The following is a 12,864-nucleotide window of genomic DNA, read 5'->3' as shown; positions in this document are numbered from 1 at the left end:
CTATCCCTCTTTCTTCTTAATTAGGATCTCCGCGCGCAATCCGCCGATTTCGCCTCGGTCGACCAGAAGTCCCGCTCCTTCGGAATAGAACGCTTGCAGACGACGATGAATATTGATCAGTCCAGTCGTCTCCGCGAACTTATCGTCCGATTGCAGACGCTGCCGCAGCTCCGCGAGGTCTTCCTCCCGCAGGGAGTCTCCGTTATCCTCGACGATGATGCTGACCGAGAGATCGTCTTCCCTGAACTGGACCCGTATCAGCCCGTTATCCGTTTTATCCTCTAACCCGTGTTGGAAAGCGTTCTCGATTAACGGCTGCAGGATCAATCGAGGGACTTTCACTTGGCGGACGCTCTCCGGAAGATCCTCTACGACAATCAGGATTCGATCCTCGAACCGCATTTTTTGAATATGCAAGAAGGATAACGCATGGTTTACCTCCTCATGAAGGGGCACCTCGTCTTGCGCGTTCCTGGTGATGAACTGGAAGTAGATTCGTAAATGCTTAATCAAGGACAAGCTGTTCTCGCGATCCCCTTCATTTATCATCTGATATAAGGTAAAAAAGCTGTTGTACAAGAAGTGGGGGTTTATTTGCGCTTGCAGCTGCTTTAATTCCGAGCGCTGGGCCCATATTTGCTGTTCGTAGTTTTCCTGGATCAGCTGCTTCAATCTCGCGACCATGGAGTTGAATTGCCAATAAACGTAGCTGAACTCGTCCTGGCTGCGCCGCGAACGAATAGCAACGTCGAAGTCTCCCCGTTCCACTTTGCGCAAGGCCTGGACCAAAGTAACCAGCGGGCGGTGAATGAACCGGTGAACGCCGAAGGTTATCAGCAGGATCAGCGTAACCATCAGCACGGCCAGTACGATTATAAGCTTCTGGTAAGCTTGGAACGCCCCGAAGATCTCCTTCTCCGGAATGAACATGTAGATGGAGACGCCGATGAGGGAATCTCCTTCATAGGTCATCAGATAACGATTGCCGTTTACGGTAAGAAAAGTATTGCCCGCGGCCGCGCCGAATGAACTTAATTGCTCGTGATCCACCATGTCGGACATGGGGGTGCCTTCTTTCGTGCTGATCGCCCATTCTTTGCTATCATGGACCAAATCGATCGTCGTGCTGGAATTATTATTAATCCGCAGCAAAGAACTCCGAATGGCGGCCCTATCCAGTTCCACCTCGACGACGAACGTCGGCGGCTGATCGGAGGCCGTAAGGCCGGGAAAAACAAGTCCGAACAGCAGCCGCCCGTTCCGATAGACGAACGGCCCTCCATTCTCGTAGGTTCTCGCTAAAGCGTCGATATCTCCTTTGTCCATGGTCTCGGCATAATAACCCGTCACGTCGATCGTTCGTTCGAGAATCGGGACGTATACCCTTGCTGATTTGATATAGGCGCTCGAGTTTTTGAGGGCCAGCAATTTGCCCTGAATCCGGTTGATGGCTTGAAACCGTTCGAACTGCGTCATATAAGGGGCCATCGTGGACAGCTTCTCAATGTCGTCGTCTTCGCCGTAATTGTTAATGATCTGAAGGATCCGAGTCATGTCCGATTTGAACGATTCCAGATAGTAATGCGTTCGGGTCGTCGCGGAATCCCTGATTTCTTGCTCCATCGTGTTGGAACCGAGGGAATTCGTGTACCAACCGACAACGTAGAGAGGAAGGATGGCTACCAGGAAAAAGATCACCAGCTTGGGGTATAATTTCATCGCTTTCAGTTTGGACAAGACTTTCATGGTCGATCGAACCCCTCTTAGAGAAATCATGCGCTCGTGATGGCAGCTATGCGCTTGATAAGCGAAACAGGCGGTCTCGGAGGAGACCACCTGTATGCAGGTTTTACCAATGGACTATCATGGAATTCGAGCAATGACCTTTATCATATTCAAAGCGCAAAATTGGAGATCGCCGAGCGTAATCGGATATTCGGCTTCGCCCTCCTTAGCGTCGACGGCGGCGATTATATCGTCGATGTTCTGCCGGCAACCCGGCATTTGCACGTCATTGCCGGCCTTGATGCAGAGCGGGCTGGACGAGATCGGGTACTTCCTCTCGCCCGCGAACAGCTTCATCGAGGTATACCAGTCCGAAACGACGATGCCTTCGAAGCCCCATTCGTCCCTTGCAACGGATTGAATGAGTTCGTAATGATTCGCGGCATGCATACCGTTCAGCAGATTATAAGAAGTCATGATCGCTAGAGGATTCGATTCCTTCACCGCGATCTCGAATCCCTTCAGGTAAATTTCGCGCAAGGCTCGTTCGCCGACATGGGCATTCGTGAACATGCGGTTATCTTCCTGGTTATTGGCGGCAAAATGCTTCAGCGTGGTGCCTTGACCCGGATAAGCCTGCACGCCTCTAGTCTCGGCCGCCGCGCACTTCCCCGTTAACAGCGGATCCTCCGAATAATATTCGAAGTTCCGTCCGCACAACGGATTCCGGTGAATGTTCATGCCGGGCGCCAACCAGAGATGCACATGAAACTGCCGCATTTCCCTCCCGACGATCTGTCCGACCCTCTCGATCATGTCCATATCCCACGATTGAGCCAGCGAGGTTGCGATCGGAATCGCCGTGCAATATTGATAATAATCGACGGCCCCTTCCGGCGCTTCTTCGGGTAGAGGATTGATATTGTCCCCGAACATCTCTCCTCCGGGCAACAATTCGCCGTCCTTGCTTACTCGAAAATGTGGCTGCAGCCGAAGACCGGCCGGACCGTCCGCCATGACGAGACTGCTTATTCCCCTCTCCGCCAAAGGGAACGTTTGCCCGCCGGCTCCCGGCACGGAGCCCGCCGAAGCGCCGATAATCGATGACCCCTCTCTCGCCGTCCCGACGCAAAGCTCCGCCATCTCTTGAACGGACAGCTGCGCGACCAATTCTTCCGGCGTCGCCGACCCGCTTCTTACCTCGTCCATCGTAATTCGTACATCCGGTCGGTTATCTTGGTAAACAGGCCTATCCGATTGGTAGGCGGCGGTCTCGCAATCGATTCCGGACGGGTCTAACGGGATTATCTTGGCGTTTTGTTTCTCCATAGGTTCCGAGGCATAGGAGTAGGGTTTCCTTCCTTCGGAACGGATCTCTCTTACCTCATCTTCATCGTGGAATAAATTTTTTAACTGGACGGTTTTTACGGTTGCGGGAAGATGGATTCCCGCTGCTACTTTCGTATTTCTCGAATGGTTCCCCACTCGAACGTAATAGGTCCCGGATTCCAGAACCCATGCCGCATCCCGTTCCCGATAAGAAGCCATGGCATTCGTAGCGAAGCTTACCGTTAGAACCTCCGATTCTCCCGGCGCAAGCCGCTTCGTCTTGGCGAAAGCGGCCAATTCTTGATAAGGCTTCTCTACCTCTCCTGCCGGCGCGGAATAATAAACCTGCACGACTTCCCTTCCGAAATATAGCTTGCCCGCATTCGTTACTTCGACCGTGACGGCGACCTGCTTCTCGTCTGCGGTCACGTCAAGCGTATGAAGAGAAAAGTCGGTATACGATCGCCCATAACCGAAGCAGTAGTTCGGCGAGATATCGAACGTATCGAAATAGCGATATCCGACGTAAATCCCTTCCTTGTAATATTCATCGTCCAGCTCGCCGTTCACATGGCTGAAGGTATCGCTAGAGGGATAATCCGAATAGCTCGCCGCCCAAGTGTCCGTCAATTTGCCGGATGGAATCGTCAGCCCCAGCAAGGCATCCGCTACCGAATATCCCGTTACATTGCCCAATTGTCCGATTAACATCACGGCATTGATGCCCTGAATCCGTCTCAGTTCCGTCGTGTCTACGATGCCTCCGATATTCAACAGCACGATGAAGGTGTCATAGGACCGGGCAAGAACCCGGATGGCCTCCAACTCTTCTTCGGCTAAGCGGTAGTCCCCTTCCTCGAGCGTCCGGTCTTTGCCTTCGCCCGAATTTCGAGCAAGAACGTAGATCGCGACATCGGCATCGGAGTTCCGTACGTCTTCCGGGGTTATGGCTTGTACGCGCGGATCCTTGAACGGATTGCCCAAGTAATAAAGGACGGCGGCAGACTGTCCGCGTTCCTTGGTTATGGCCTCCAGCTTATCCGCGTAGGCTTGCTTGGCATTCCTTAAACGCCGCTCGTATTCGTCCAACCAGCTCTTCGTCGTTACCTGGATGCCGGCCGCTTCCAATCCTTGTTCAATGGTGACGAGCACTCTTGAATTGACTTCGCCGGAGCCCGTGCCGCCTTTAACCGTATGTCTGGCTCCGTTACCGTACAGAGCGATATTACCCGGTTTGGACCGAAGAGGCAATGCGCCGTCATTTTCCAACAAGACCATGCACTCCGCGGCAAGCTCGCGAACGGCCTCCATATGCTCTCTTTCTCTCTCGCTGACTTCAGCTGTCGTGGATGCATAATACTTAGCCAAGAAGGTCATCTCCTTCTATTTATAAATAAGCTGCGGCTACCAATTCCTCTATGCGCTTGGATACATAAGAACCGGCCCCGCCGATATTGGAACGATTGAGCATGAGGACGACAGACACTTTCTTCACGGGGTCGACGAAGAAGTGGGTACCGAAGGCTCCACTCCAGCCATAAGAGCCTTTGGTAAGAGAAGAATGGGCGAGTTCCGGCTCCTTCCGGACGATCATTCCCAATCCCCAAACCATGCCGGGAGCGAAATCGAGATGCTTATACGCGCCTTCCCGATGGATCCGCCTAACGGTTTCCGCCTTTAGAATGCGTCTCTCCTTGTATTCGCCTTCATGGAGCAGCATTTGCGCGAAACGATCGTAGTCGCTTAAGGTACTGTATAAACCGCCGGCTCCCGAATAATAGCGAGGTCCGCCGATAACCATGGCGTCGATGTCCTCGCTATCGGGCGCTTTGAAGATGTCCCCGTTCTCCGACTTATATAGCACGGCGAGGCGCTTCTGTTGATGATCGTTTATATGAAAAGCCGTATCGTTCATTTCCAGCGGCTCGAACAGATTTTCCCGCAAAAATCGCTCCAAGCTCATGCCGCTCGCGACCTCGATCGCTCTGCCTAGCGCATCGAACCCGACCACGGCAGAATACCCCGTGCTCTCCCCCGGTTCGAAATCCGCCGGCAACGCTTGGAATTTGCGAAACCGCGTTTCCAGCGTATCGCCGGGTTCGCTAAGCTTCATCGCGAGCAGGTGCCCGGCCACCCCCATTCCCAACCCGCTTGAATGGCTCAACAGGTCTCGGATCGTCACGTTTCTCTTGGCGCGTTCGAGCTTTATGTTCTCTAAATCGACTTTGGCCAAGTCGTTTAAGCTGGCCAGGTCGAATTCGGTTCGGCAAACCATTAAATCGTTGAATTCGGGTATAAAATTGACAATCTCATCGTCGAGACCGATCTTACCCTGATCGACTAGAATCAGAACGGCTGCCGCGGTAATCGGTTTCGTCAAGGAAGCAAGCCTGAAGATCGTATCGTATTCAACGGGCGCCGCGGCTTCAAGATTGGCATACCCCCATTTATTCCGATAAAGGACCCCGGTATCGTTCCGAACAAGAAGCGAAGCTCCGGCAATATCGTTGTTAGCCAAATACTCCAGCATCTGTTCGTCGATTCGATCATGGCTCATCTTCGTACCCCGTTTCTGTTTTTTTCAGACCGTTCACGGACTGCGCCATTCTATCATAAGTCGGAATTCGTGCCGGCTCTACTTATCGATTTTTACTTTCCTGCTTTTTCTTTACCTAGATTTCCTTATTACCTGCCGATATTGACACCAATTGTACAAGGTACGTCCATTCCGACGATAAAAACTCCCGAGTCTCAACACGGAGACTCGGGAGCAAACGCTTCGATCCGCCTTAGGTTTGAGCAACGGGTATCGGAGCTAAATACGTATTCAAGTAAGACAAAACCGTATTTTGACGTTCTAAAACTTTATCGGGATCATTACCAAGAACATGGTCGGAATACGGATAAAGAATATACTCGAAGTCGACGCCTGCTTGCTGCAGCGCTGCGACAAGCTTTTGATTGTTTCCTTGTCCGACTAATTGATCATAGGCACCATAAGCTAGAACGGTAGCCGGCGCATCGCTGCTTACTTGCTGAGCAGGCGATATGGATCTGATTAATTCGTCGGCTTCTCCATTAAGCATCTGATCAACCGTTACCGTCTGACCCGTTAACAAACTTACGTAGCCGGCAACAACGAAATCAGGCATCAAAGGATACCAGGAATCGATATTAAAATCGGCAGGTCCTGCGCTATTGATAACCAATTCTATTGGCAGTGCTGAATCCTCCGCTCTTGAATAGCCAAATAACGAAGCAAGGTGTCCACCCGCGGAATACCCCGTTATCGCTAGCCGAGTTACGTTATAACCACGATTAAGCAATTCTTGCTTAAGCGCCTCGATACAAGCTTCAATCTCATCCATTATCGTTGCTACTGTTCCGCCATCCGTACCGCCGACCAACGTATAGTTCATGCTTGCCGCAATATAATCATTATGCGCATACCACTTCATATGAGGCGCATCATCGGCTTTATCTCCGCTGGTCCAGCTTCCTCCATGGAGATTTAAGATGACGCCAATATCATCCGTTTGTGACGCATTGGTTGGGATGTATAAATCGTACTTATTGCTTGCTTTCGGGCCGTAGGTCAGATCGGAATAGATTGTCCCGTCGCCCGGATTCCAATCATAGAAATTACCCGCCGTTATGGATTTTAGAATTAAATTCATATCTGTCTTAAGCGTTACGGCGTTGGATACCCCTGCATTCGGTCCGCCTAGCACAACCATCCTAAACTCGTATAGCGTATTTGCGGTTAAGCCTGTGATAATTGCATAGGCAGCATTCGGCCATAACCAGTCTTTCGTAGTCGATCTTACCCAAACCGAACTGCCGACCTGTCTCTGTTCGAAATAGATCATCAAGGCTCCTTGCGCCGGAGTCCAACGGAGGGTCATATCCGTCTCGCTTCTCGAGAAATAGGTCAAGTCCGTAATCGGTCCAGCGACAGCTGTCGTTGATGCAGTTGCAGGCGTTGATTCGGAAGCGTTTACAATTTGTCCGAAAGGAACTACCGCTAGTACAAGCAATAGCATGACGGCCAATGCCTTCTTCATCCTATCAAGACCTCACTTCTAATAAATTTGACTACGACTTCATGACAAACAAGGTTTGGCTTACCAACCCCTTCCTTTTCAAAATGTAAATTTCTGTGCTTCTTGTTGGTACACAACTAATATAAAATGCGAAATCGAACCCTTCCACTAACCATATTTTACATTTATGATCTATTTTTACCGTTACCGGAAACGGCGGCATCCTGGGACATAAATGCCCTGGAATGCCGCTGTACCATTCATCTAGCGTTCATCGGCTCTGTTTACGTTTAAAGTAAAACCCGAAGGGCACACTTGTCATGACAAGAGACGTCTGCAGGAAGATTAAATGTTATTTTTATTTTTTTCGATCCTTGTACTAAATATGATTTGCTTCTTAGTCCCCAGGCGGCTTAGCTGGATTGAAATCCTTGTGACTACATTGTTTGGTCTCTATTTTGAAGCATTGGTAAACGTATATTTGGATTTGAAATACGACCTGTACGGCGTATTCAACAAAGGCGTGGACTGGGCCGGGTTAATTCCTCACTTTGGAATGTATCCCGCCTTAAGTTATCTCGTTCTGAACTTTTATCCTAGAGATAAGAATATTACTCGAATCATTGTGTATTTGTTGGCCTGGACTATATTCTCGGTTGCTTACGAGTGCATATCGAGAGCGACCGACGTTCTTTATTACAACGGTTGGAGATGGTGGTATTCGGCCATCGTATACCCGCTTATTTTCTTGATTTTATGGTACAATCTTAAATTCACTAGATGGGTAATTAAAAAATCGTTATCGGCAGATTGATGCCATTCTCGGTTAAGGTTTATCCTAACCTGAGCAAACTCGTCGAATATCCTTAAGCAAGATAGGAGAACCCATGCTAGTATGAGGTTCTCCTTTTTATTTGGGAACGGCAGGAGCGCCTGCACCTGTTCGGCGTGGCGTCGTTAGCTCATTTCTTCAAGCCGGTAAAAACTTCCTCTGCTTTCCTCTCCCTTTTCAGCCCGCGTTCAGCTTTCCCTCACAAGGGTTTCAGGAACCTTCTCCATAATGACTCTATCGCAAGATGCCCATAGATGAAGTCAAGGAGAGATTCCCCATGAAAAGAATGCGCAAACGAACGAAAGTCATCCTTATTATCGCGATCCTACTCGCCATCTTAGGCGGCGTTGCCTATAAACTGGCCGACCGTTACTTAATCGAACATGTCGAGGTCGTCGTCCAGGATACCCACAGCTCGGATTCGGGAGCCGACGCCGACTCCTCGCAAACTCAAACGCAAACCCAAGATCAAACGCCGTCCGGCCAAGTCGAATCCGACGATTGGAATTACAAGAGCGACACCCAGTCGGTCAGCATCAAGAAGGTGCAGACGGGCTCCGGGGACGATACGGTCACCTATTACGTGGCGGACGTCGTCCTGCAGGACGCGTCGAGCCTGCTCACCGCTTTCGCGAAGGATTCGTTCGGCACGAACATCGTCCAGAACACGTCCACGATCGCGGAGAATCACGACGCCATCTTCGCCATCAACGGCGATTACTACGGCTTCCGGGATACCGGCGTCGTCATCCGCAACGGCGAGCTCTATCGGGACGAGCCCGCTCGGGAAGGATTCGCTACCCTGTCGGACGGTACGATGATGTCGTATGACGAAGAGGAAGTCTCCTCCTCCGAGCTGCTGGCTCAAGGCGTGACGAACACGTTCTCCTTCGGTCCGGCTCTCGTGAAGGACGGAGAGATCGTCGGCGACTTCTCCAGCGTCAAAATCGATACGAACTTCGGCAACCGCTCGATCCAGAACGCCAATCCCCGCACGGGCATCGGCATGATCTCCCCTAACCATTATGTATTCATCGTCGTCGACGGCCGAAGCAGCGGCTACAGCCGGGGAATGACGCTCGACGAATTCGCCCAACTGTTCGTCAATCTGGGCGCTACCGAAGCCTATAACCTTGACGGGGGAGGCTCGTCCACGATGTACTTCATGGGCCGGGTCGTCAACGATCCCCTGGGCAAAGGCGACGAGCGCGGCGTCAGCGACATTATCTACTTGACCGAATAAGGAGGCAGCCGATATGACGATTCTAATTCCTTCTTACGAGCCGGACGAACGGCTCCTCGGACTCATTCGATCGCTGAAGGAGAACGGCAATCCTTCCATCCTTGTCGTCGACGACGGCAGCGGCGAAGACTACCGTGAGATCTTCGACTCGGCGCGGGACGCTGGCTGCACGGTCGTGACGCATCCGACCAATCTCGGCAAGGGCCGCGCCCTCAAAACCGGGTTCGATTATATCCGGCGGAGCGGGCATTCGGACGGGGTCGTGTGCGCCGACAGCGACGGTCAGCATCTGCCCAAGGATATCATGACAGTGGCGGATGCCGTGCGCGAGCATCCGCGGCATATCGTCCTCGGCAGCCGAAGGTTCACGGGCAAGGTTCCGGCGCGCAGCCGCTTCGGCAACACCGCTACGCGAATGGTCTATTCCTATGCGACCGGAACCCCGATTCACGATACCCAGACCGGGCTTAGAGGCTACTCTCCCGATATGCTGGACTGGCTGTGCCGAATCCCCGGCGATCGCTTCGAGTACGAGATGAACATGCTGCTCGAATCCAAGAACGCGGGCTACGATCTGATAGAGGTTCCGATCGATACCGTTTATCTGGACGAGAACAAATCGTCTCATTTCCGTCCGTTGGCCGATTCCGCGAGAATTTATTTTCCGTTCCTCAAGTTCGCCGCTTCCTCCGGTCTTTCGGCGCTGCTGGACATTCTGCTGCTCTTCCTGCTTCAAGCCATTGGCATGAATCTGTTCCTATCGGTCGTCGGGGCCCGAATCGGGAGTTCTCTGTTCAACTTCGCGATGAACCGCACGTTCGTGTTCGAAGGCAAGGACAAACGCTCCGCCAAGTCCATGAAACGTTCCATGCCTCGCTATTATGCTCTTGTCGCCATCGTTCTTTTATGCAACTACGGCCTGCTTCATACGTTCCATGTGAGCATCGGCATCCCTCTTCTCGCCGCGAAGCTCATGACGGAAGCGATCCTGTTCGCGTTCAGCTTCTGGGCCCAGAAGAAGTTTGTTTATTAATAGGAAGAAGACCCTTCATTCCGTTGCAATGAGGGGTCTTCTTTCATTATGTTCGAAAGGAGAGGCCGCGTTCGGCCAGCGCCCGGCGAAGCGGCTCCATCGACTTCGGCCCCATGCCGTGCAAGGCGAGAAGCTCGGCCTCGGTCGTTCCGGCCAGCTGCTCCAGATGGGTATACCCGGCGTTCGCTAATGCGCGCAGCGCGGGCTGAGAGAGTTTGGGCCAATCGGCCGATTTGCTCATTTGATCTCCTCCCTTGTCGTTGGATGGTTCTCGCCGGTTGAAGCTCCGCCGAAATAATGAGGCAGCAAAAGCAGCATCTGTTGAGCGAGATAGCGCGGCGTATACGGCATGTCGTTGCGCAGCCACGCATTGATCATGCCGATCATGGCCGAAGAGCCGAACCAAACCGCGATATCTCTTGGAATGCCCGCCTTGGCCAGGAAGGAGTCTTGCCCCGCATTGTCGACCTTGTCCTTAATGATTCCCACTAACGGCTTAAGCAGCCTATCCGTGAAGATAGGCGAGCGCTTAAAGGCCAAGGTGACGGTATAGAACTTCGAGTTCTCCGCGATATGCTCCAGCAAGGCGACCAGCATCGGCCATTTCTCCTGCTCTTGAAGAACCTGTTTCTCGCTTGACTGCGGCGCGGACGTTCTCAGAATGCGGTAGATGTTCTCCATCATCTCGTCCGCCATCTTCTCGAGCATGTCGGGAATGTCCTTATAATGCAGATAGAACGTTACCCGGTTGATCGTCGCCCGTTCCGCGATCTTGTTGACGGATATTTTCTCGATGTCCATCTCCCATAGCAGATCGATAAAGGCATCCTTGATCAATTGCCGGGTTCGAAGGATGCGAGGATCGATTCGCTGCGTCGTGTTGCCCACTATTCCTATCCATCCCTTCCGTTCCGTTCCGTGAACGACAATGTGCTCGAATCCGTCGAACTTGTTCCCTTTGCATGACGTGCAAGCCGTTACATGTAAACTAATCGACACTTTCGCCGGAATCGTCGCTTGTAAAACGTCCGGATCGGTATATAATCGATATCATTCTCGTTGATTATACAACACTGTGTAAACTAGTCTCAAGGAAAAGAGGAAGGATGAAGGAAGTTGAGTACCAGACCCGCAGCGCCGCAAGGTGCGATTAAGAAAGGTCCTATCCTGTTTATCATGATTCTGGGCGCTTTCCTGGCCACCCTGAATCAGACGGTCATGACCGTCGCCGTGCCGGAATTGATGGGGGATTTCGACATCTCCGCCACGACGGCCCAATGGCTGACGACCGGCTACATGCTGGTGAACGGAGTTCTCGTCCCGATTACGGCTTATCTCATGCAGCGTTTCTCGACTCGTCAGCTTTTCCAATCCGCCATGTTCATCTTTCTGGCCGGAACGATCGTATCGGCTCTGGCGTCGAGCTTCGACGTTCTGCTCGTCGGACGCATGATCCAAGCGGCCGGCGCCGGCATTATCATGCCTCTTCTCATGACCGTGATCCTGGTGCTCTTCCCGCCGGAGAAACGCGGCGCCGCCATGGGCATGGTCGGCTTCGCCATCATTTTCGCCCCGGCCATCGGTCCGACGCTTGCCGGCTACATTCTCGAGAATTTCGCTTGGGAGACGATGTTCTACGGAATGATTCCGTTCGCTCTGATCGTCATCGTCTGCGCGTTCATCTACTTAAAGAATGTATCGGAGCCCGAGCATGCGAAGCTGGACGTGTTCAGCGTCGCCGTCTCCACGATCGGCTTCGGCGCTCTTCTGTACGGCTTCAGCCGCGCGGGCAGCCTCGGATGGGATAGCGCCGAGGTCCTCTGGATGATCGCCGCGGGCGTCGTCGCTCTTGCGCTGTTCGTCTGGCGACAGCTCGCTTCCAAAGAGCCGCTGCTGGACCTGAGGGCGTTCAAGTATAATATGTTCTCGCTCACGACCGTTATCAACATTGCGGTAACGATGGTCATGTACGCGGACATGATGCTTCTGCCTCTGTACCTCCAGAACGCCCGCGGCTATACCGCCATCGAATCGGGGCTGCTGATGCTGCCGGGAGCGCTCATCATGGGCTTCCTGATGCCGGTAACCGGCAAGCTGTTCGACCGCTTCGGCGCCAAGTGGCTGGCCGTCATCGGATTGCTCATCACGATCGGCACGACCTTGGGCTTCGTGAACCTGTCGGATTCGACCAGCTACACGTATCTGCTGCTCATGTCCACCGCGCGCCGGATCGGCATGGCCCTGTTCATGATGCCGATTCAAACCGCCGGCCTCAATCAGCTTCCGTCCAAGCTGAACGCGCACGGCACGGCGATCTCCAACACCGTCCGCCAGGTCGCGGGCGCTATCGGAACGTCCCTGCTCGTTACGGTCATGACGACGCAGACGACAAGCCACATCAAGGACATGATGGCTTCCGGCTCTGCCCTGACGGATCAACTGAAGCTGGACGCCACGATCCAAGGCATCAACGACGCTTACTTCGTAATCGTGGGGATCGGGATCGTCGGGTTGGTTCTGTCGTTCTTCATTAAGAAGACGGGCAGACCGGCTTCCGAGAAGGCGGCCGAGCTCTCGAAGGCTAAGGTTCAAGAGCAGGCTTAATGCCCCAAACGCAAGCCCCGAGTCCGGCGGACTCGGGGCTTGTTTGCTTATCTTG

At 52.7% G+C, this 12,864-nt stretch carries 10 protein-coding genes; 4 read left to right on the top strand and 6 right to left on the bottom strand.

The genetic code is table 11. The features are described 5' to 3' along the window. The 4 genes from H7B67_RS23915 to H7B67_RS23900 form a co-directional block, all read right to left on the bottom strand. Entirely contained in the window at nucleotides 1-1,746 is a 1,746-nt protein-coding gene (locus tag H7B67_RS23915; protein ID WP_185122393.1) for a sensor histidine kinase, read from the bottom strand. Nucleotides 1,747-1,863: 117 nt separating this feature from the next. Next, entirely contained in the window at nucleotides 1,864-4,422 is a 2,559-nt protein-coding gene (locus H7B67_RS23910) for a glycoside hydrolase family 3 protein (protein WP_209649226.1), read from the bottom strand. A 19-nt stretch (nucleotides 4,423-4,441) separates the two neighbouring features. After that, the gene (locus tag H7B67_RS23905; RefSeq protein ID WP_185122392.1) at nucleotides 4,442-5,611 is read right to left on the bottom strand and encodes a serine hydrolase domain-containing protein; all 1,170 of its coding nucleotides are present in this window, start codon (nucleotides 5,609-5,611) and stop codon (nucleotides 4,442-4,444) included. A 232-nt stretch (nucleotides 5,612-5,843) separates the two neighbouring features. Next, complete coding sequence (locus H7B67_RS23900) at nucleotides 5,844-7,118, bottom strand: prolyl oligopeptidase family serine peptidase (protein ID WP_185122391.1); 1,275 nt, start codon at nucleotides 7,116-7,118, stop codon at nucleotides 5,844-5,846. Between the two features lie 328 nt (nucleotides 7,119-7,446). Between H7B67_RS23900 and H7B67_RS31515 the strand changes: the two genes are divergently transcribed. The 3 genes from H7B67_RS31515 (at nucleotide 7,447) to H7B67_RS23890 (ending at nucleotide 10,205) form a co-directional block, all read left to right on the top strand. Next, nucleotides 7,447-7,911, top strand: coding sequence for a CBO0543 family protein (locus H7B67_RS31515; RefSeq protein ID WP_425489472.1), 465 nt, complete (start codon nucleotides 7,447-7,449; stop codon nucleotides 7,909-7,911). Nucleotides 7,912-8,206: 295 nt separating this feature from the next. Continuing rightward, nucleotides 8,207-9,172, top strand: coding sequence for a phosphodiester glycosidase family protein (locus tag H7B67_RS23895; RefSeq protein ID WP_185122390.1), 966 nt, complete (start codon nucleotides 8,207-8,209; stop codon nucleotides 9,170-9,172). 13 nt (nucleotides 9,173-9,185) lie between these two features. Further along, nucleotides 9,186-10,205, top strand: coding sequence for a bifunctional glycosyltransferase family 2/GtrA family protein (locus H7B67_RS23890; protein WP_185122389.1), 1,020 nt, complete (start codon nucleotides 9,186-9,188; stop codon nucleotides 10,203-10,205). Nucleotides 10,206-10,251: 46 nt separating this feature from the next. Here the strand turns inward: H7B67_RS23890 and H7B67_RS23885 are convergent, their stop codons facing one another. Both H7B67_RS23885 and H7B67_RS23880 read right to left on the bottom strand, forming a co-directional pair. Further along, on the bottom strand, nucleotides 10,252-10,446 hold the full coding sequence (locus H7B67_RS23885) for a DNA-directed RNA polymerase subunit alpha C-terminal domain-containing protein (protein WP_185122388.1): 195 nt from the start codon (nucleotides 10,444-10,446) through the stop codon (nucleotides 10,252-10,254). Beyond that, nucleotides 10,443-11,093, bottom strand: coding sequence for a TetR/AcrR family transcriptional regulator (locus H7B67_RS23880; protein ID WP_342592628.1), 651 nt, complete (start codon nucleotides 11,091-11,093; stop codon nucleotides 10,443-10,445). The genes H7B67_RS23885 and H7B67_RS23880 overlap by 4 nt, the downstream gene beginning before the upstream one ends. A gap of 288 nt (nucleotides 11,094-11,381) precedes the next feature. On the opposite strand from H7B67_RS23880, the gene H7B67_RS23875 reads away from it, so the two are divergent. Continuing rightward, complete coding sequence (locus H7B67_RS23875) at nucleotides 11,382-12,809, top strand: DHA2 family efflux MFS transporter permease subunit (protein ID WP_185122444.1); 1,428 nt, start codon at nucleotides 11,382-11,384, stop codon at nucleotides 12,807-12,809. Nucleotides 12,810-12,864 lie beyond the last annotated feature (55 nt).

It is taken from the genome of Cohnella thailandensis, assembly GCF_014212135.1.
GTDB lineage: Bacteria > Bacillota > Bacilli > Paenibacillales > Paenibacillaceae > Cohnella > Cohnella thailandensis.
The sequence above is the reverse complement of the archived record's forward strand: the minus strand, read 5'-3'. Positions and strand labels throughout refer to the sequence as shown.